Annotated in this window: 19 protein-coding genes; 9 read left to right on the forward strand and 10 right to left on the reverse strand. The window is 37.0% G+C overall.

The annotated features are described in order from the left end of the window. The first annotated feature begins 1 nt into the window (after nt 1). The 5 genes from WKR92_RS02450 to WKR92_RS02470 all read left to right on the forward strand — a co-directional run bounded on the left by WKR92_RS02450 (nt 2) and on the right by WKR92_RS02470 (nt 4,741). Nucleotides 2-1,222, forward strand: a complete 1,221-nt coding sequence (locus WKR92_RS02450; protein WP_375556246.1) for a glycosyltransferase — start codon at nt 2-4, stop codon at nt 1,220-1,222. Further along, a complete protein-coding gene (locus tag WKR92_RS02455) occupies nt 1,179-2,204 on the forward strand; it encodes a glycosyltransferase family 2 protein (protein ID WP_375556247.1) in 1,026 nt (341 codons plus the stop codon). Before WKR92_RS02450 ends, WKR92_RS02455 begins: the two co-directional genes overlap by 44 nt. After that, the gene (locus WKR92_RS02460) at nt 2,152-3,240 is read left to right on the forward strand and encodes a prenyltransferase/squalene oxidase repeat-containing protein (protein WP_375556248.1); all 1,089 of its coding nucleotides are present in this window, start codon (nt 2,152-2,154) and stop codon (nt 3,238-3,240) included. Before WKR92_RS02455 ends, WKR92_RS02460 begins: the two co-directional genes overlap by 53 nt. Continuing rightward, the gene (locus WKR92_RS02465; protein ID WP_375556249.1) at nt 3,224-4,255 is read left to right on the forward strand and encodes a UbiA family prenyltransferase; all 1,032 of its coding nucleotides are present in this window, start codon (nt 3,224-3,226) and stop codon (nt 4,253-4,255) included. The genes WKR92_RS02460 and WKR92_RS02465 overlap by 17 nt, the downstream gene beginning before the upstream one ends. Nucleotides 4,256-4,540: 285 nt before the next feature. Continuing rightward, nucleotides 4,541-4,741 carry a hypothetical protein gene (locus tag WKR92_RS02470; RefSeq protein WP_375556250.1) on the forward strand — a complete coding sequence of 67 codons (201 nt, stop codon included), beginning with the start codon at nt 4,541-4,543 and terminating at the stop codon, nt 4,739-4,741. Nucleotides 4,742-4,979: 238 nt separating this feature from the next. Here the strand turns inward: WKR92_RS02470 and WKR92_RS02475 are convergent, their stop codons facing one another. Further along, nucleotides 4,980-5,912 (reverse strand): glycosyltransferase family 2 protein, encoded by a 933-nt coding sequence (locus tag WKR92_RS02475; RefSeq protein WP_375556251.1) that lies wholly within the window; start codon nt 5,910-5,912, stop codon nt 4,980-4,982. Nucleotides 5,913-5,936: 24 nt separating this feature from the next. Beyond that, nucleotides 5,937-6,671 (reverse strand): FkbM family methyltransferase, encoded by a 735-nt coding sequence (locus tag WKR92_RS02480; RefSeq protein ID WP_375556252.1) that lies wholly within the window; start codon nt 6,669-6,671, stop codon nt 5,937-5,939. 378 nt (nt 6,672-7,049) lie between these two features. Between WKR92_RS02480 and WKR92_RS02485 the strand changes: the two genes are divergently transcribed. Genes WKR92_RS02485 through WKR92_RS02495 form a run of 3 tightly spaced genes read left to right on the forward strand, consistent with a single transcriptional unit; the run spans nt 7,050 to nt 10,109 of the window. Continuing rightward, the gene (locus tag WKR92_RS02485; RefSeq protein ID WP_375556253.1) at nt 7,050-7,967 is read left to right on the forward strand and encodes a glycosyltransferase family 2 protein; all 918 of its coding nucleotides are present in this window, start codon (nt 7,050-7,052) and stop codon (nt 7,965-7,967) included. Next, the gene (locus WKR92_RS02490; RefSeq protein ID WP_375556254.1) at nt 7,967-9,172 is read left to right on the forward strand and encodes a glycosyltransferase family 2 protein; all 1,206 of its coding nucleotides are present in this window, start codon (nt 7,967-7,969) and stop codon (nt 9,170-9,172) included. Before WKR92_RS02485 ends, WKR92_RS02490 begins: the two co-directional genes overlap by 1 nt. Next, on the forward strand, nt 9,153-10,109 hold the full coding sequence (locus WKR92_RS02495; RefSeq protein ID WP_375556255.1) for a hypothetical protein: 957 nt from the start codon (nt 9,153-9,155) through the stop codon (nt 10,107-10,109). The genes WKR92_RS02490 and WKR92_RS02495 overlap by 20 nt, the downstream gene beginning before the upstream one ends. Nucleotides 10,110-10,265: 156 nt before the next feature. Here the strand turns inward: WKR92_RS02495 and WKR92_RS02500 are convergent, their stop codons facing one another. Continuing rightward, the gene (locus WKR92_RS02500; protein WP_375556256.1) at nt 10,266-11,507 is read right to left on the reverse strand and encodes a glycosyltransferase; all 1,242 of its coding nucleotides are present in this window, start codon (nt 11,505-11,507) and stop codon (nt 10,266-10,268) included. A 286-nt stretch (nt 11,508-11,793) separates the two neighbouring features. Between WKR92_RS02500 and WKR92_RS02505 the strand changes: the two genes are divergently transcribed. Continuing rightward, nucleotides 11,794-13,050, forward strand: coding sequence for a hypothetical protein (locus WKR92_RS02505; RefSeq protein WP_375556257.1), 1,257 nt, complete (start codon nt 11,794-11,796; stop codon nt 13,048-13,050). Nucleotides 13,051-13,107: 57 nt separating this feature from the next. Here WKR92_RS02505 and WKR92_RS02510 read toward each other — a convergent pair whose 3' ends face one another. The 7 genes from WKR92_RS02510 to WKR92_RS02540 all read right to left on the reverse strand — a co-directional run bounded on the left by WKR92_RS02510 (nt 13,108) and on the right by WKR92_RS02540 (nt 21,211). Continuing rightward, complete coding sequence (locus tag WKR92_RS02510; protein WP_375556258.1) at nt 13,108-14,934, reverse strand: acyltransferase family protein; 1,827 nt, start codon at nt 14,932-14,934, stop codon at nt 13,108-13,110. 53 nt (nt 14,935-14,987) lie between these two features. Further along, entirely contained in the window at nt 14,988-16,673 is a 1,686-nt protein-coding gene (locus tag WKR92_RS02515; protein ID WP_375556259.1) for a GMC oxidoreductase, read from the reverse strand. A 16-nt stretch (nt 16,674-16,689) separates the two neighbouring features. After that, the gene (locus WKR92_RS02520) at nt 16,690-17,274 is read right to left on the reverse strand and encodes a gluconate 2-dehydrogenase subunit 3 family protein (RefSeq protein WP_375556260.1); all 585 of its coding nucleotides are present in this window, start codon (nt 17,272-17,274) and stop codon (nt 16,690-16,692) included. A 6-nt stretch (nt 17,275-17,280) separates the two neighbouring features. Next, nucleotides 17,281-18,069 (reverse strand): glycosyltransferase family 2 protein, encoded by a 789-nt coding sequence (locus tag WKR92_RS02525; RefSeq protein WP_375556261.1) that lies wholly within the window; start codon nt 18,067-18,069, stop codon nt 17,281-17,283. Between the two features lie 12 nt (nt 18,070-18,081). Further along, entirely contained in the window at nt 18,082-18,942 is an 861-nt protein-coding gene (locus WKR92_RS02530; RefSeq protein WP_375556262.1) for a glycosyltransferase family 2 protein, read from the reverse strand. Between the two features lie 207 nt (nt 18,943-19,149). After that, nucleotides 19,150-20,019: a beta-1,6-N-acetylglucosaminyltransferase gene (locus tag WKR92_RS02535; protein ID WP_375556263.1), complete on the reverse strand. Its 870-nt coding sequence runs from the start codon at nt 20,017-20,019 to the stop codon at nt 19,150-19,152. Further along, nucleotides 19,988-21,211: a glycosyltransferase gene (locus WKR92_RS02540; protein ID WP_375556264.1), complete on the reverse strand. Its 1,224-nt coding sequence runs from the start codon at nt 21,209-21,211 to the stop codon at nt 19,988-19,990. Before WKR92_RS02540 ends, WKR92_RS02535 begins: the two co-directional genes overlap by 32 nt. Between the last annotated feature and the right edge of the window lie 5 nt (nt 21,212-21,216).

The following is a 21,216-nucleotide window of genomic DNA, read 5'->3' on the forward strand; positions in this document are numbered from 1 at the left end:
AATGGTAGACAATGTCGTAAAGCATAATGTATTAGTATTCGTCACCTGTTGCCTTGATGCCTGGGGCGGAAGTGAAGAGCTGTGGTCAAGAAGTCTGCCATTTCTCCAAGATGATTACGACGAGGTTGTCGTCTTTAAAAATCAGCATGATCGCACATCCTACCCCGTAAGAAAGATGCTTGAAAGAGGGGTTGTCCTCGAAGATCTCAATCCATCATACCGAGTGCTGAGTAGGATAAAACGAAAATGCCTTGCGCTGGCTAAGCGAATTAAAAATCGGCATTACCATCAAAGCGACAATCACTATCTCGTACAGAATTTCAGCAAGCGAGTTCAGAAGATCCGACCCCGTATTGTCGTTATTTCTCAAGGCATTAATTTCGACGGATTAAGTTATGCTCAGGAGTGCCTTAAGCTTCATATTCCGTATGCTATTATTTCTCAGAAAGCTGTTGATTTTTATTGGCCGCATTACTCAGATAAGTCGTGGATGCAAAAGGTATTGAGACAATCCTTGGCTAACTATTTTGTATCCTACCATAACCTGCGTTTGACGGAGGATCAATTCGGGATGAACCTTAAAAATAGCGCAGTAGTTTTTAACCCTATAAAGGTTAAAAAAGAAATCATGCAATACCCCTCGACGTCCACGGGCTACAGATTGGCTTGTGTTGGCAGGTTCTTCTTGATTGATAAGGGACAAGACATTTTGATAAAAGTATTAGCTCAACGTAAATGGCGTGAACGACCGATTACCGTATCATTCGTCGGCTCAGGGCCTGATCTGGTTCATCTTCAAGAAATGATCGCACTTCACAAGTTAGAAAATATCAGTATCGTACAGTTCCAATCAGATATCGAAAAACTTTGGCTTGACTTCCACGGCTTAATTTTACCTTCACGGAGTGAAGGTTTACCCTTAGCGCTTGCGGAAGCCATGGCGCTGGGCCGCATGGCCATCGTATCCAATGCCGGAGGCAATGCTGAATTTGTCGAAGAAGGTGTATCGGGTTTTATTGGTGAAACCAATGCATCGTCTATGGATGATGCACTGGAACGAGCATGGATACGGAGGCATGAATGGCAAGAATTAGGCAAGAATGCCCATTCATTTATCAAAGATTATGCCCCCCCTCTCCCAGAGAAAAACTTTGCAGAACTACTAAAACAATTAATAGATGAAAAACCTACCACTAGTATCCGTAATTATTCCTACGTATAACCGAGCCGATAAAGTTGGGGATGCCATTAATAGTGCTCTCAATCAGAGCTACAAAAATTTAGAGGTTTTAGTGGTTGACGATGGCTCGACGGACGATACTGAGAAAACTATTTTAAATTTCCCAACCGTCCGGTACATCAGACAAAAGCATGCCGGACAAGCAGCCGCTCGCAATAACGGGCTTCACCATGCTAGCGGGGAGATCATTGCCAATTTAGACTCTGATGATCTGTGGGATTCGAATTTTATAGAAGACTGTGTCCTTAAGTTAGAAACAGACCAGCTCGATTTCGTTTTCGCTAACTGGATGCAACAGACGAAAATTGGGCACGATTGGGATTTCTTACAAAATGACCCTTTCCTAAAACCTTATTTTCCCCGACTCAAAAATAATTGGATACAGCTTGAAAGCGATGATTTACGTGACCTCTACCTTCAGGCTTGCCCCTCCCCTTCGTCAGCTGTCGTGATGCGTCGAACATCCATTCATAAAGGGTGGGACGAAGCAATTCATATCGGAGACGATTGGGCCTTATATATAGACATGATCATATCCAAAAAATGCAGAGCAGCTTTCACACTCAAAAAGCTATGGAGGAAAAGGATTGATGATATCAACATTTATGACGGACGCTCCCGGGCCGAAGTCTTAGATCTGCTCTATAACGCGGACATCAGCCGGATTATTGGTCGACATAAACACCACCTATCTAAAAAAGAGCTTATGAAACTCAACAAGATACATAGCTACAGTCTTGTAGAGCTTTCAAAACATAAGATTCTTAGAGAACATGATATTAAGAAGGCATTTCATCTGTTCAGGAAAGCATGTTCCATCAGCATTTTGTTCTCTTTCCAGGCTGCGCCTCAAATCTTTTTCAATGGAATTAAGCGTCAAGTCGGCAGCCCCAAGTTAAACCAGGTCAACCATGTTAGGGATCAGCAAAGCACCGTTACCAGAGAAGTTGTCGCCGGAAACTAATATTTCCAAAGCTATAGACAGGGGCCTGTCATATTTGGTAAGCCATCAATTTCCAAACGGTGAATTTTGCACATACTATTCACCTGATGACCCAATGAAGGAATGGTGTGTGCCTGATAGTACGGTTTTCCCCACATCCATTATTGCAAATACACTTCTGGTACTTCAGGAACGTCAAGAGGTAAAAACCATCTATAGCAAAACAATTCCTTTTCTGATTTATCAGAGAATGCGATACGGTACCTGGCAGCATTTCACCAAATGGCACAAACTATTCCCCGTTTCTCCACCTGATATCGATAACACCATTTTCGCATATAGCTTTCTGAAGTCACAAAACACGGATAGCCCAGATCCTTCTCAACTCATATTAGCCAATCATAACCGAAACGGGTTCTTATACACTTGGTTTGCCTTTCGAATGGAAAAGAATGGCAATTCTCAGTACTGGAGATTGATCTTACGAGAATTGAAACGCCCAATAAAGACGCTTGCCTTCTGGAAAATTAATGACTGTAGACGAAATGACGTTGATCTGGGAGTAAATCTGAATGTTCTGTCTTTTCTGGGTAAACGCAAAGCGACCGAGCCGATTATCGAATTCATCAGCAAACAAATCATCCAAAAGGATGTCATCAAAACCGATGGCTGGTACCGTAGCCCTATTATTCTCTACTATTTATTTTCCCGCAATGCAAAACATAAGATTGAAGCCTTCATTAACATATACCCGCTTATCATCGAAAACATCTTGGATCATTACAAACCCGATAAAGGCTTTAACGATACCATTCTTGAAACTGCATTAGCTATTAGCTCACTTATAAACCTGGGTTATACAGGTGTCGAGATAGAAGAAGGAATATCTTTTCTATTGCGATCTCAAGCTGAAAATGGAGAATGGGCGCGTTCCATATTTTTTTACAGTGGACCAAAACAAGTTGTTGGTTGGGGGTCAGAAGAGTTAACCACAGGCTTTTGCCTGGAGGCCCTTGCCCTCTACGATAAACTCATGAAACATGCCTCTGATTCGTAAAATATACCACGTATTTCGTCTGTCTGAATGGTGGGATTATAAGATTGTACCCGTTTTAGCAATTGCGTACGCCACTTGCATTCAGCTTGACATCTCGATTTTTAGTAATATTTCATGGATATTATTCCTCTTGGTATCGATTATTGTAGGTGCCATTTATGTTAGTACAATTAATGATATCACCGACATGGAAGATGATCTAAGGTGTGGAAAGGAGAACCGCATGGCTAAAATACAGCCAAAATACCGCTTCATTGCCCCACTGGTATGTTTGATAGTCGGTTGCTTTTTTGCTTATCAAATGTCGGATAATCTGATATCTCTTATACTCTATGTTCTACCCTGGATCGTATACAGCCTCTATTCTTTTAAACCTTTTCGTCTTAAAGAACGAGGTTTTTGGGGTGTTTTAGCAGATGCGTTGGGCGCGCATGTGTTTATAAGTCTCCTGATCGTCAGCAGCCTTAGTTTTAAGAACAACGCACCCATAGACTGGACTTGGTTCAGCTTAGTTGGCGGCTGGTCATTATTATTCGGCATCCGGGGAATACTCTGGCATCAATTTTATGATCTTGAAAACGATAAAAAAGCAGGCACAAAAACATTTGTATCCACTATTAATTCTGAGAATTTTAAAAAGAAAGAACTACTCCTCATTTTTATTGAGCTTACTCTTTTTCTAGCTTTACTACTGCACCTTAGTATGTCCATACTTTTTGTCTTCTTGCTAGTATATATAGCTCTCGCGACACTTCGATATCGACTAATGTCATATACACCCGTAATTGTTACCACACCCCTAGCTTCACCTTTTCAGATTCTTATGCTCGATTATTACTTGGTATTTTTCCCTTTGGGATTACTTATATATGGCTTTTCAATCGATCAATCTGCCTTCATTATTTTCGGGGTTCACATTGTTTTATTCCATGAAAAATTGTTAGCTATTTTCAAGGATGCAATGTTAATCGCCAAATTAATATTTTTGAAGGCATTCAAAACAACTAAATTATAATCTAACTGCTTTACATACTTGATCGCACTTGCTTGCCAAAAGGGAAAATACCCGACAAGGAATTGGGCGAGGACAGGTTGACGATAGCCAAGGCGCTGCTTAAGCACGATTATGACCGTGACCGGATCATCAGCTTTCTTGTATTTATTAAGAACTTTTTGTATATTAACGATGAAAAAATTAACAGTATGTTTTCTCTGAAAAAAGAATTCTTAAAGGCAGAGAAGAGAACGATAAATCTTAGTTGATGAACAAATCATCCAGTCCGGAGGAGGGACAATCAATATGGGAGTAATAGATGTAATAAAAAAGCAGGAAAGGCAAGAAGGCCTACAGCAGGGTGCCGAGCAGGAAAGACGGGAAATTATCAACAACCTTCTAAAACAGACAGATTTTGATGATGCCATGATTGCATCGTTAACGGGCGCCACAGAATCTTTGGTAAAAAAGATCCGCACCGAACTAAACGAAAAAAATAAAGGTTAAACAAACCTGCTAATATTTGGTGATAGCCATTTCTTGCAAAAGAGATGGCTATTTTTTTTGAAAATTAAATGAACGGCAAATTTGTCCACTAACAATGGAAAACAATCGTTCTACATGCCAGCGCAGAAAGATTATCCTCGATTCGTATCATATTGTTATATCCAATAAGCGAGGTTTTCATTAAAAGGCAGTTTCCACATTCAGACATCGCCATGTCAATCCAGTATCTGGGACTAATTTAAAGGCTTAAATCTTCGTCAATACCAAAATATCCTCGGACTGCACGATGGCGAGATCGAAAAAGATCCTCTATATATTTTTTACTTCCATAAAAAATGTTCTCTCCTGACTTCAGCGCCATAAATAACATGGTAAAAAACTTCAAGACACCAAATTTTACACTCCGAGAAATAAAAGGAAAAACTGGAATCATTTGCTCTCTATCAAAGCGTCTCAGATATCCGTTTACGAGCAGTACGGCTCGGTAGCGGTCATCAAATGCGGCTTCACTCACTTCATGTGTTAGACTATCTGTTCTGTGAGTCACACAATAAATCGGTTCCTTATCAACTTCAATGATTTGCGAAAAATGCCCTGCTGTTATCACAAATCCGGCGTCGTTGCCAACTGCGACCTCGTCAAATAAGATTCTATTTTCTTTAATATGGGCGTGATTAAACATTTTACCCCACGGTTCCCAGTTATAGTATTTGATAGTTTCAATTGACTTCGGGTTGTTTATATCATAATCATAGATAGCATTAGACAATTCTGTATGCCTTGTTGCCGGCTCCAAAGTTTCACTATCAACGCTAGTTGCTGAAAAATAAACTAAATCTGCATTTGAATCGTAAAATTTCTCGATTGACGAAAAAAAACAATCATTAAAATAATCATCTGAATCGGCAAAGATAAGCCATTTGGCTTTTGCATGTCTCAAGCCAACGTTTCTCGCGTATCCAGCTCCTTTTCCCTCTTTAGTAAAAATTATTTGCGTGTAGCATCTATCTGACCCGGGGAAATCCTCAAAGTCAACCTTTTCCGGATCACTATCATCGTCAACTATGATGACTTCTATTTCGGGGCATATGGGGATGCTAGCTAAACATCTGGATAAAAGATGAGGTATGTTCTTATGAGGTATGATTATACTGTATTTGATTTGAACCATAGCAAAATTCCGGAATTATGACTCTTAAAAATATTTAAACAAGAAATTATTGCTCGCGCCTCTATACTCCTCATCTATTTCGATAGTATTGTTGGATTTCTCATCATATAGAAAAATATGATATCCTAGCGCTTTCATAAAGGAAAAAACTTTACTCCGTTTATCATTGTTCCACAACTCACAATAAATTATCGGTTTATCTCTGTGTAATACGTACATCGCACCTTTTAATACCTCATATTCAAAATTTTCCACATCAATCTTTATGGCCGATACCGTCTCTCTTCGACCAATAACATTATCTAATTTATCAACTTGTACGTCATAGTAAACACCGTCTTCATCTGAATCATCCTGACAAACTTTACTCAGACCCTGCAATCTGGCATTCGAGGAAATCGGCATAATCATCCTTAAACTACCTTTTGAATTCCCTAATGCCGTTTGAAACAAAATAATATTGGTAAGTTTATAATAGTTGACTACTTTTTGAAGTGTTTCAAAATTCTCTCGAATCGGTTCAAATGCATATACCAATGGGTTATTTTTTAAACGAGCTAACGGTATAGCAGTTATACCAATATTCGCACCGATATCAAGAATTACCCCCTTCTCAGGAATAAGGGTTGTGAAGTAATGAAACCCTTTCTCATATTTTCCGTTTAACGCTTTCTTCGTTTTATAAAGAGAAAAAAGATACAAGTAGGTATCAAAGCCTAGAACTCTCTGCGCGATAGATTTTATTCTATTTTTTCCCATTAGGTCGAAATTCGGCAAAACTTCCTACCGATAAAATACCCATTAATCGGTATTTCTCATTCCGGAAAAGAATATCAAAAAGCTATAAAACGAACGGTATAAAACTTTAATAGCGGTAACCCACTATGTAAAATCAATCTACTAGAAATATTCTTAACTTGTCCGAGAAGAACAGTGGTCAAACAGTCCTTAACCAGTCCTCAAACAGTCCTCAAACTGTGGTAAAAGGACTGTTTGACCACTGTATAATGACTGTTTATTCACCGTTTAGGCTTAACAAGTTAGCCGGGAATTAACTACAAGTTTAAATCTTGGAAATACCTATTTGTCGGTATTGACCACTACTGCGATTCCAAATACCTTTATTTTCAGAAAACAATGGAGAGAACTACGATCATATCGGTCAATTACAATCAACCGCAGGTGACTATCGATTTTCTAAAGTCGGTTAAGAAGTATACGGACGTCGGCTCTACAGAACTTATTCTGGTTGACAACGGCAGTCTGATAAATCATGAAGACACCTTCAAGAATATCTACCCCGAGCTTATTTACATTCGTTCAGATAAAAACTTGGGTTTTGCGGGAGGGAATAATTTAGCAGTACCAGCTGCAACTGGAGACTTTCTGTTCTTTCTAAATAATGATACAGAACTAACAGAAGGGCTAATCCCCACTATGGTTGAAGAATTTAAAAAGAATCCGCAAATAGGGCTCCTCTCCCCGCTTATTATTTATCACGAAAACAAAACGAAGATACAGTACGCAGGCTTTTCAAACATGAACTACCTGACCTGTAGAAATAAAGGCATTGGTAATCTAGAAACTGATACAAATCAATATAACAATATCAGTGAAGAAACGGGTTATGCCCATGGTGCGGCTATGATGTGCCGGCGGAAAGACCTGGACGAAGTGGGACTGATGGAAGAGAATTATTTTCTGTATTACGAAGAACTGGATTGGTGCGAAAAGTTTCGGAGAACCGGAAAGAAAATTTGGTTTACGGGTAAAGCGAAGATATATCACAAGGAATCAATCTCCGTGGGAAAAGAAAGCAGTTTAAAGACCTACTTTCTATATAGAAACCGGATGCTCTTTATCCGAAAAAACACGAATATGTTCAATACGTTTTTGTTTAGCATATTTTACTTAACAATCGCCTGCCCGAAAGCAATTGCCAGCTATGCTCTACAAAAACGAAAAGACCTGATTCCTTGGCTAATTAGAGCCGTTGCATGGAACTTCAGCAACAAGACAACTAGCACAACTTTAGGGTACAAATTGATTAACTGATGGAAGTATTTTTTTGGATATCTCTGACTATCGTCGTTTACACATTTATTGGTTACGGTGCCGTATTGTTTTTGCTCGTAAAAATCAAAAGAGCCTTCGGGAAAAAGGCTAAAACAAATAATATAAACTTGGCTGACTTACCGACTTGTAGCGTCTTAATCGCCGCCTATAATGAAGAAAGTGTTATCCGGCAAAAAATTGAAAACACCCTTGCTTTAAATTACCCATCGCACTTGATCCAATATTTCATTGTTACCGATGGCTCGACTGATTCTACAAATCAGATTGTCTCAGAATATCCTTCCGCTAATTTACTATTTGAGCCACAACGCAGCGGTAAAATAAATGCTATACATAGATCAATGAGTTTAATCAACTCTGACGTCGTGGTTTTCACAGATGCAAATACCTTTTTAAATGAAGACGCATTGCTCAATATCTGCAGACATTATACCAATCCGCAGGTAGGTGGTGTCGCAGGAGAAAAACGTATATATACAGACGAAAAAGCAGATGCAAGCAGTGCTGGCGAAGGGTTCTACTGGAAATATGAATCCAAATTAAAGGAGTGGGATTCGGAACTGAACACGGCCATCGGTGCTGCGGGGGAGCTGTTCAGCATTCGCCGGGAGCTATACCAGGCAGTACCCAGTGATACGATCTTAGATGATTTTATGATCTCCATGCAGATTGCTATGCAAGGCCACAAGATCGTTTATGAGCCTGAAGCTTATGCGCTAGAAACATCCTCTTCCAATGTCAGGGAAGAGTTAAAACGAAAAATCCGGATCGCTACGGGCGGCATACAATCAATTATAAACCTAAAAGCTTTACTTAACCCGGTGGCTTATGGGATACTGAGTTTTCAATATATAAGCCACCGGGTTTTACGCTGGAGTATCACACCTATACTACTGATTATAACCTTTATTTTGAACGGCTTGCTTGTGATTAAAGCTGAAGGCTTGATTTACAGCCTGATGTTTGGATCGCAACTGGCTTTTTATTTACTCGCCTTACTGGGTTATCGTTTAGAAAAGAAAGAATTGAAATTGAAAATTGCCTTTATCCCCTATTATTTCTGTGTGATGAATTATGCAGTAATTGTCGGAACATTCAAATACTTTACGACAAAAAGAAGTGCTGTATGGGAAAAAGCAGAGAGGAAAGAAAATATAAAATACGATGGAAAGTTTGTTTCATAAAATATCCAATAAGGTCTTTAGCTTATATGTTTTGCTTCGTTTCGGCAAAATGCCAGCAAGCATCCGATATTATTATCGAGATACATATTATTGTCGTCTGTTGCAACTCAAATACTTCATAAAGGATTATATCACCAGACCAAAGTATAAGAACGTGTCTTTCAGTGGCGAATTTGCGCCAGATTTGATGTATGTCTTACCCTTCGCTTATTGGCACTATAAAAATGGCACACTATTAAAAACCGAAGCTGCTAAATACACGAAAGAGCTCTATTTTTTTTCGGAAAATCACGAAGAGGCTTATGAAACCCGAGTCACTGAGGGAAACTATAACTTTGAGACGCCCCGAATCTTGTACAGCCATGACTATAACATGAAAAAGTGGGAACCTGTTCCACTGAAAGAGATTTACGAAAACCATATTTACGTTTTCGACAAACCTATTCTTATCATTGCAAATCGTTATAATATGGAATGGGACGGCCCACCGATTAGCTTCTTTAGCATCGATGTACTAGACTTTATGATCAATCAATTAAAAGACAAATACACAATAATCTACAACCGACCTCGGCCACAAAATATAACGATGGATAATAGTGACATCTATGATCTGGATGAATACGACTGGATTGAAGAAACACATCCGGAAGTGATTCTAATGGAGAATCTTTTCAAAGAAAATAAAGCTAAAGCAAAAAATTTCAATCATTTACAACTTATGGTATATGCAAACGCTGACCGATTCATATCGATTCACGGAGGAACTGCTACACTAGCCAGTTACTTCGGCGGAACAAATATCATTCTATCTAAACAGGGGCCAGAACATCATTTTAAATGTTTTCATAAGCTATTCCCTAAACTATCTAGTGCAGAAATTCATCACGCAAAAACAGATGAGGAGTTAACAGACTTAATAGTCAAACATTACTAAATTATGGTCGGCGTTAAATTTATTGGAAGATTAGGAACAGTTTCTCTTGGTAGGCAGCCTATTTGAGTCCAAAAAACAACTTAGTTTATGCACCGAAAGACTGGTTAGCATTCCGGATTGGAAAAGAACGTCCGAAAAGAATAATGATAGAGCGGTTTAACTGGTGCGATGTAGAGCTATCTTCTCTTTAGAATTTTTCAACTCATAATATTGAGCTATTAACGCGGAAAACTCCGCAAGACGCTTCTCCCATGTATTATTTGCTGCGGTTTGTAAGCGCTTATTGATATCGCCCTTACCGTTTAGTGTCAATGCATAATGGATGCCTTCATGAAATCCCTCTGCATCTTGACAATAAATCACTGAGTCATCAGTATAATCTTTTAAGTCTTCGTTAAAATCTGTAGACACCACCGGCTTTCCGGCACCGAGGTACTCAAAGAGCTTTAACGGAAATATAGTCGAACTGACCTCATCTTTTTTGAATGGGATAGTTGCTACTTCAAAACCTTTCAATACAGACGGCAATTCCTTATAGGCAACCTTCCCAATGAAATGAACGTTATCCAATTTCCAAAATTCGACAGGCACATAGTTCCAGTTAACTGGTCCAGCAAATACAAAGCTAATATCACTGTTTCGGACTGCTGTTTTGTGTAACAAACTAAAATCTATCCGTCGTTCTATGTTACCAAAGTAGCCCACTATTGGTTTCGGAATATCAACTATTTTCGAAAAAACGGGCAGATTTACATCTAATGTCCTGGAACAGTGTTCTATATCTGCAGCATTGGGAATAAAATAAGTATTAGGATTAGTCGAAGTCTTTTCAATATACAATTGTTTACTCGTACATACTACCAAATCACTGCTTTTTAAAATAATTGCTTCGGACTTTACTCCATGACGTTTGTCGTAGTCGATTACAATTGGATCGACACAATGATAAACAGACAATTTGGGCTTCAACCTACTACCTATGTCCGGATAATGAAAATTGAAGGAATTAATAAATATGTAGTTTGATATCTTTTGTTTCTTGATTACCGCCTTTATTCGATTAATGATAATATCCTGATTAATAAACAAAAGCAATCGATATAAACGATTTTCTTTTAGAAAATTGATAGGAAATACAGGTGGTAATACTAGGATTTTCAATCGTTCAATATCGGTACCCATCAGACTATGAGTTAACGAGAAAAATGAACTTTGCCTTTTACGATATTGATCTGTCTTTTTTTCTTTGACATAGTCTTTGAGCGTATAGGGATAGTCAATGTAGTAAACGTCATTTTCTCGTGCAAGATATTTCGCGGTAGTAAAACTAGTCGACTCAATATCTGCGTCAAACTTTGTAATCCCCAAAATAAAAATAATATGATCTTTCAACCCCATACCGTACTATTATGCGATAAAGATAGCCCAAAGCTAAAACACATCAATAACCATTTATAGTAATTCGACTCTAAGAAGCCAAAAAACGTATCAATAAAGTTACGTATCATCTAAAACAAACAAAATAATCTGATAAGAGGCGTTAAAGTAGTTAATATAAAGCTATAAAATTACCCATTGTGTCAATACAATATTCTTTTAACGACAATTTTATTCTTTATTAAACATAATACACTACATTTGCAGCGTTTCAAAAAAATAAGTATAATTTAAAAATCAGTATCGAATGAAAGTAAAAAGTGTAAAAATGGGATTGCTTGGCTGTGCATTTTTGTTTTTTCTTTACTCTTGTGAAGTAGAGCAAATAGAACCTGCTAAACCAGTTGAAAATGAGAATGTAATTGATTCAGCAGAGACAGAGAAAGAAACTATAGACTCAAGCAGAGTTGAGAAAAAAGACGAGAACATTGAAGTTATTGGAACTGGATCAGGAAAACTTGTTATTAAAGACGTCGAAAACAAAAATTTCTCTATCAAACCGGGTGTCTATGGCGACATATTGATTGAGAACACCAAAAACACCTCAATTAAGGGAGACAAAAATGTTAAAATAGTAGGCAGTACTATAAATATTTCGAATGTTGATAATATAGAAATCGCCGGCATTACCATAGAGAATGGTACAAAAGGAATCTATATTTCCAAATCTGCAAATGATTTAACTTTAAAAGATATTAACCTTAAGAATATCTCTACGTACGGAATCAGATTTGACGTTAACAAGAAATTCGATAATAGTCCTCAAAGCTATAGTAAAAACATCCAACTTATAAATATTAAAGCAGAAAACGTTAGAGTATTATTTGAGAGCACTGGCGGTATTGAAACTGACGGATTTTATGGACTAATTAAAGGCTTTAAATTAACCGGTTCAACAATTGTAAATTCGCCAAATTTGGAAAGTGCTGTGTACCTTAACCTTGGCGAAGACTTCGAGGTTTCAAACAATGTTGTAAACAATGTGAATACTAATAATAATAACCATAATGGCATTTTCCATGTGAAAGGCAACGGTAAAATCTTCAATAATAAGATTACAAATCATCAAGGCAATGCTGTTAGATCATGGTTGTTTAGTATTACCAAACCCAACTCACTTGTCGAAATTTACAATAACATTGTCTACAACTCGCGTAGGTATAGTGCATTTGAAGTTCAAGTTACCCCGGATATCAAAGGGAAGGTTGGTTTTAAGCCCGCAAATGCAAAAATCTATAATAATACTGTTGGAAAAATGAATACTGGACAACCAAAATATTATGAAGGCAGGATTATCGACATCTACCAAACCTTTGGAAGCGTTGAAGTTTATAATAATTTGTATTTCGATATGCGAGATAATATTGTGTCGCTGAATCAATCAAACCCTAACGACACGAAGGTTAAAGAAACCAATAATAGGTACTTCAAAAACGCCAACGAGGCTGTCACAGATTTAACCGCTTTCATTTCAAAGATTCCTGGAATTGGAGCGAAATTATAAATAGTTACAACTTAAATAACCAAAGCTCCGAATAATATCGAAGCTTTGGTTATTTAATCATGGCAAAATAGTGCTCAGAAAATCAATGAATTTCTCTTCGCTAGATAATGCGTATTCTTCTGACCCATAACGATTCAGATGATCATCGTCATAATACATGATCGTATCTTTATAATAGGGGGTATTGGAAAACACAGGACTATGTGATAAGTCCAAATAATGAACATTCTCATATTTACGTACCAACTCAAAAATATCTTCCGATGGTAAGTAGGTGCTAACGATCCAAGCAAATGGATTGTCTCTATTTTTTGTGATGCTTCTATTTACTCTTATCGGACTTGCATTTACTTCCGGAAAATCAGAAAGAATAATAACATGTTGATTAGTATCTAACTCCATTATTATATTTTCCAAAGCTTCGCCCAAAGAGGGAATTTCAAAACGCCATGCCTTTGCAAAAAAAATAATTTTTGATTGTTTCATTTTTTTGAAGGCTATTTCTGCTAGTTTCTTGTGCTGTGAATAATATCGTGTCTCAATATCACTGCTATCAACACCTAGAATTGGGACATATCTAGAGTTAGTCACACTTTCGAAACAAAATCCGTTCCTTTTACCTAGTAATTCAAAAAATGAGTTCATGGCCAGAGCATGACTATCACCTATCAATAACAGAGTATCTTTTGACAATGTATCACCGCGAAGAATATCAGAAACATAGGTCTCAGCATGAGACTCCAGACCATGTGCAATCTGGGAAGAAAACTCAACCGGAAAATTATTGAAATTTCGATTGATTTTCATAAGTACATACCCAGATACTCCCAATAAAAATACAATAAGGAGAAAAGACTGTACACGTTTTTTATTCCAGACACTCTTTCTAAATGAGTTTTCCACGTATCTGTACGATAACCAAGATAATATAGCTACTAAGATCAAAATAGCTATCAGATGAAATACATTATCGATATCATACTTCCCATAGTAATATCTGTATAGTGCCAAAATTGGCCAATGCCAAAGGTATATTGAATATGATAATTCACCGATATAAACGAACGTTCTGTTTGAGATGAACTTGCTCAAAGGACCTTCTTTTGTAATTAAAATTAGACTTACGCCGAAACAAGGCAATAACGCAGTAACACCAGGAAAAGCACTACGCTCATTTATAAAGACCAATGAACCAAAAAGTAAAAACCCCCCAGTCAGGTTCAAGACATTTCTAAGCTTTGTTTTATTTGCGAAATTAAACTGATAAAAATTAAGCAAAACACCAAGAAAAAATTCTGGACTCCGTGCAATTAAAGAGAAATACATCCCATCTTTATTGCCTAAATAAATAACTTGATAAGTTGAATATATACATAAAACTCCCGTCAGTATCATTAATAGCCATCTGGATTTAGCGCGGGAAAGGAATATCAACATTAGCGGCAAGAATAGATAGAACTGCATTTCAACAGCCAATGTCCAAGTATGCAATAAAGGGTTTTCCGAACTCAATGCTCCGAAATAAGTATCCAATTTTGCGAAATAACTATTGCTAACAAACAAAATCGACCATAAGAGTGCATCTCTGTATATATAAGCATCAGATAGAAAATAAATATATGAAACAAAAAATGTAGTAACGATTAAGAACACAAAATAGGCTGGAACGATTCTTTTGATCCGACTTATATAGAATTCTTTAAATGAAAAAGTTCTTTTATTTTTTTTGGTAAGAATTATGGAAGAAATCAAATATCCAGACACTACAAAAAACATATCGACGCCTATAAACCCTCCGGGTAACCAATTTTTGTCTATATGGAATATTAAAACAAAAAATACAGCCAAAGCCCTAAGCCCTTGGATATCATTTCTAAATCTCATAATTTAAGGTGCGTTAAAAATATTAAGTATATGAATTTTCATCATCTTATGTCTTATCCTCCAAATGTCATTTGCTTGACCGCAAAATCACAGGCCCTTGCCGTTAATGCCATATAAGTCAACGAAGGATTTTGGCAAGCTGAAGATGTCATGCAACTACCATCGGTGACAAATACATTCTTTACAGAATGTATTTGATTATGCGCATTCAACACGGATGTTTCAGGATCATTCCCCATCCTAGCTGTACCCATTTCATGAATTGTGGAACCACCAGGTTTATCATAAATGAAGCCATCAACCTGTTCAAAACCAGCAGACTTAAGCATTTGCTCAGAAGTATGTCTGATATCTTCCATCATCATTCTTTCATTATCACCGAAAGAGAAACTAACTCTAACCAAGGGCATCCCCCATCGATCAGTTTCATTCTCATCCAAAGAAATATGATTTTTATAATAGGGCAAACACTCACCCCAACCTCCCATCCATACCTGCCAAGGCCCGGGTGTTGTAAGTGTTTGCTTAAAGTCCGCACCGAACCCAATAGCATTCTTTCTGTGATGCCAATTTTGGCGCTCACCCCGACCCTGTATATTATAACCACGTAGAAAATTTAGCTGTTCATTTTCCCGTAGATTGCGATACCTCGCAATCAAGAAACCACACGGTCGCCTTCCTTTGTAATATTTGTCTCGAAATCCACCGTGAATACCAAAGGCTCCCGCGGAAGAATGATGATCCATTAGATTATGTCCTAATTGACCACTATCATTCCCCAAACCATTTGGGAATCTTCTGGATTTAGATTTTAATAAAATCGCTGCCGTGTTAATCGTCGACGCATTCAGAAATATTACCCTTGACTTAAATTCAATTTCTTCTTTTGTTATAGCATCTATAACAAGAACACCAGTAGCTTTTTGCGTTTGGTCATCATATAGGACTTCTTTAACGACCGAGAAGGGACGCAGTACAAGATTTCCTGTATCCACTGCTACGGGTAAAGTCGAACTATTTGTGCTAAAATATCCACCATAGGGACACCCTCTTTCGCATAGATTTCGATTCATACATGGGTTCCTACCATTCCACCCTCTGGTTAAATTAGCTACACGAGCAATTGTTAGTATACGTTTCTCCTCATTTTTTTTCAATGAATCAGCCAAATGCTTTTCTATGCAATTCAACTCCATCGGCGGCAAAAACTCGCCATCTGGGAGCTGATTTAGATTTTCTTTCCTGCCACTAATCCCGATAAACGTCTCTACATAATCATACCACGGCTTTATGTCTTTATAGCGAATTGGCCAATCCACTCCAATACCATCTTTCAAGTTTGCCTCAAAATCCAAATCACTCCATCGATAACATTGTCTCCCCCAAGTCAATGACCTGCCACCAACCTGATAGCCTCGGAACCAATTAAATGGCTTATCTTGAATATATGGGTGCTCCTGATCACGGACAAAGAATTGTTTCGTCGCGGGATTATAGACTTGACATTGAATGGGATCGTTCGCAATATCTTCCTGCGTATTATTTAATCCATGTTCAAATTCCCAAGGAGCCAGATTCGCAGTTTGATAATCCTTAATATGCACTACATTACGTCCTCTTTCTAAAAGTAGGGTCTTCAATCCTTTTTTACATAACTCCATAGCTGCCCATCCCCCACTAATTCCAGAGCCGACAACTATAGCGTCATATGTATTGGATTGCAGTATATTTAAGTTCATATCGGTTATAATCTATCTAATCTGTCGCCCAAGCCCGTTGATTCGGAGATAGCGGCACACAAGCAATATAATTCCCTGGAATATGGTCGTATGCGAGCCCCTGAGTCGCACCAACCTTTGACGAACAATACCCCGCAACAGTTAAATCTTTAATAAGCTCGAAGAAGCGTTTCCCTAAAAGTTTATTTCTTACTTTATTTACAAACGCATTTTTATACGCACCTTGATCTTGAAAATGCGCCAAGGCAGCGATCTTCCTATCTTTAGAACAATTTGCAAATAATGACGAATATTGAGTTTGACAATATTCGTCAAGATTATTAAAGCCATAAAGTAATGTCCTTTTATCACGAGAAGTTAAACAGGATTTGAATACGCTTATAATATACATACTAACATCAGCCTCTTTGGCTCCAGGAGTATCTGTCCTTGGAATAATGATTTCAGAAATTTCGTCCAATACATTTTTACGATCAAGAATATCGGGAGAGATTGGTGTTTTCTGCACACGATAGTAACGGAAATAAAATTTACATAGCCAAAAAGTTATATAAGAACAGATCGCTAAAACTATGACAACTATAACCGTTCTTCTTTTCACGCCCAATTATTTTAATTGCCGTTTCCCTATTATTGGTGAAACGGAGATATCGTAGTTGTATTTTATCTGTCTGTATACATTTCGTACTTTACTAACGAAGTAGTTATTTCCTCGACGCCATGCATTTCTTCGAACGGTACTTGGTTCTTCCGTACTGTTTTTTTGTATAAACAGCCGTTGATAGTCATTATAAAACAACCCTTTACCGTTGTTTTGAATAAATGAAACACACATTTTATATTCTGTCTGTTCCACTTTTAATCCCTCTTGATATCGTCCAAACTTGTCAAAAAATGAGGTTCTTCTTAAATGTGGATGATCACTATAATAAAACAACTTACTATACTTTATACCGTAGACATTAAAGTTCATATAAGAAAATCCTTTTTTAAAAGGAGTCATATAAGGGTATTCTAAATATGAGTAGAACCGTACAATGTCGAGCTCGGGATCCTCGTCCATAAAAGAGATAGCGGTATGTAGCTTTTTAGGAAAGAACGAGGTTGGAACAAAATCTTCCTGTACATATAATGTGTACGGTGTATCGATAACATCCTGACCTTTGTTAATATTATTGCCTAGTCCCTTATTGGAAGGAGTCGTAACAAGATGAAAGGAATATCGAGACTGTAATGTTTTTAAATAATTAAGATGTTCGTATTGACTCCCATCATCTGATACTACTATCTGCGCAAAGTTACATTCAATTTCTTCGAATGACTTAAGCAAGGCCTCTAAAGATCGGCTCCTATTATAATGTGTAACTAAAATACTGACTGTCGGAAAAGAATTCATTAATACAAAGTTTTAATCATTACTTGATGTTTTTGTGTCATGTGGGGGATGGGGGATAAATAAAGAAAAAAATCGATCACATTCCTTTTTTATACGTACTCGCAGAGCAATAATAAGAGTTCCGTCTCTTTGTAATGTACGAGGATATGTCCAAGCTCTGGCAGTATTAGCTTTTACTTGTTTCACCTTACCATATTTCATTAAATCAAAACATAACCGACCGTCATCACCCCAGATTTTGTAATCAACATATTTAACCTTGAGCCCAAGATCCTTAATATACCCCATACTAATCCCGTATGCATTTAGATATGGCCGTTTGAAATGCCGTAATTCTGCGACGCAATCTTTCATTCTCTCCAAAAGATAAAGCTGCCAACGTGGATAATTCGGGCAGTCAATAAAAGAGTACCGTCCATACACACAAACAACATCAGGCGTTTTTAATTTAGATATCATTTTATCTAACCAGCATTCCGCATAAATACAATCTGCATCAGCGAGTAGAATATATTTACCCATTGCATGTTCTTGACCTAATTGTCTCGCAGGCCCACACCCTTGTATCTTCTGAAATAGCGTCCGTACATGTAATCGTTCTAGAATAGCTTGGGTACCATCCTTAGAATTATTGTTTACAACAATAATTTCAAACGGAATTACTGTTTTGAGGTTTGCTAAACTAGAAATACAGTTCATTATATTTTCCTCCTCGTTCCAAGCTGCAATTATGATAGACACTTCAGGTGAACTGCTTTGTACGGCATCGAGTTTTAGATTGATTTGATGATACACCCCATCATCAATTTTATTGATAGACTCAAATTTATATATATGACTCTTAACCCATTGGGGAGTTTTAAAAATATTCATACTATTATCAAGACTAATCAACTAATTGAAAATAAAGGTACTCCACGTACAAAGACTCATCAATACCTATTAATCGGTATTTATTATAATATTAAATTTAATCAACGATCAAGCTCTATCCGTTGAAAAATCTTATTCAAAATTTTTCCATCGGTTGCCTTGGAAAGTATCGGAGGCAAACATATCGACATCTAAGTAAATAGCTTTTTAAGGGGTTATTTTTACATTCAAAATATCGTCTATTGCATCTAATATGGCAACATCTACCCTATAGTCGAATTTCCTTGCAAATAAACAGGAGGTTTTTGAGATCATTTCCAAATCATTGATGGACAAGATATCTGGATGGGTTGACTCGAATGTCCATCTGATGTAACGATAGTTGTTATTAATGGCGCTGGACTGGATTTCAGAATTCATGATAAGAGTAGGGTAAAAAAACTCATCCGCACCCCACGTTAGTCGCATGAAGGAGGTTATTTTTTTATTCTTGTCAACCAAGTTTATAATATGATTTAGGCACTCAGTTGTCAACATCCACCATGTAGCGTTAGAGGAACCATACATCTTAACACGCAACGGAAAATTTCTTTTCGGCAAGAAATGGTTTATGACTTTTTGAACCCGGTATCTCCCCCTTATTTGGATGTCAGTAAAATGATATTTCTCATATCGGTTTTTTGCTAGTTGCCACCATTCACTTTCATTAGATTCATCGAAAGAAATAAAATTTCTCCCATTGTTTTCTTTGAAGAAAGTATATATATAGTCATTATTTTTTAATGGATAATCCTGTCCACTTAATAGATTTACATAACGATATTTAGTTTCCTTCGATAGAATTTCACGAACAGATTCCGTTATCGCACGAACAAAACTAAAGCCTCCCCAGTTACATCTCACTCGGTTTTTAATAAAAATCACATTGTGTAAACTTTCCAGATATTCAAAATCCCGGATATTAATTTTTTTGTCTAGATGAACATATAAATCAAACATTGGATAGCTCAATCTATTTAGCAACCTTTCCAATTGGACGGGTTCCTTATGTGCCATAATCAAATGCGCGATTTTCATTTGGCAAATGTTTCTCAATACTTTGTGAAATAGTATCTACTGCATCCGTCCAGTTGTGGGAAAATGCAAAATCCTCGCGTACTTTCCGCATATTTATATTGTCTTCTAATAGGGCCTGCCTTATCATTGATCCAAACATTGCGTGATCCCTTGCTAAATACACATAAGCTGCAAACATTTCCATGGTCTCTGTCCATGTCGCTATAACAGGTTTTCCTAGAGCCAAATATTCATCTATCTTTCGGGGATAGTTTCCAATCGTCAGGTCATTAACCAACTGAGGATTGATGCATATGTCAAAGTGCTTGATGTATTTAAAAATTTCTTCCGGTGCTTTCTTTCCTAGAAAAAATACATTTTTAAAAGTATGAAGAATACTTTTTCGAAATATTTCATCTTCAGGCCCAACAAGGACAATACTGCATTCTGGGAATGCCTCTGCTATGTACTGAATTAAGTCGATATCTAAACGCAAGGTGGTTAACACTCCAAAATAACCAATAATTGGAGTTATAATTCCATTTAAATCTTCGGGTTGCGTTAGATTAGATTTATTTAGCAACTCGAAATCACATCCTTGGGCTACGAAGTATGAATTCTTGTTATACTTCGCACTATACATTCTTAAATATTCAGAATTGGACAATACTAGATCACTTTTGGCTATGAGTTTCGGCTCTAGTTTCTTACCATGCCTTCTCCAATATGGTGTTGCGACCATATTATCCCGAATATAGTAAATGCTTAAATCAGGCTTCAATAGCTCTTTTAAATAAAAGCTTCTAAAAATATCGTTATCATTAAAAAGCAAGTATTTTGTAAATTTTAATTTATCTAAAGCTTTCAGAATTGCTTTAGAGAACTTTCTATTATTGATTAAATTAAAGAAAGAAAACAACGAGCTGATTCGTATCCAATTTATAGACTCGAGCAAAACATCCGGGTATAAAACCCACAAATTATCGTGTATTTGTTCAAAACTATTTTCTTTATTCTTGATAATATGGATTCGCTTTTCAATTTTAGGATCTTTTTTTGATCGTATTTTAGTAATACGGTCAAGTGGCGCATTCACATAAAGAATCCGATTATATTTGCTCAGTTCCAGAGCAATATTTTTGCAATTGCTGCCGATTTCAACATCCCAAGGTTGCTGCCCGACGATTATAATATCTCTTCCTTTTAATTTCATTTTTT

The sequence above is a fragment of the Albibacterium profundi genome, assembly GCF_042159835.1.
Taxonomy (GTDB): domain Bacteria; phylum Bacteroidota; class Bacteroidia; order Sphingobacteriales; family Sphingobacteriaceae; genus Albibacterium; species Albibacterium profundi.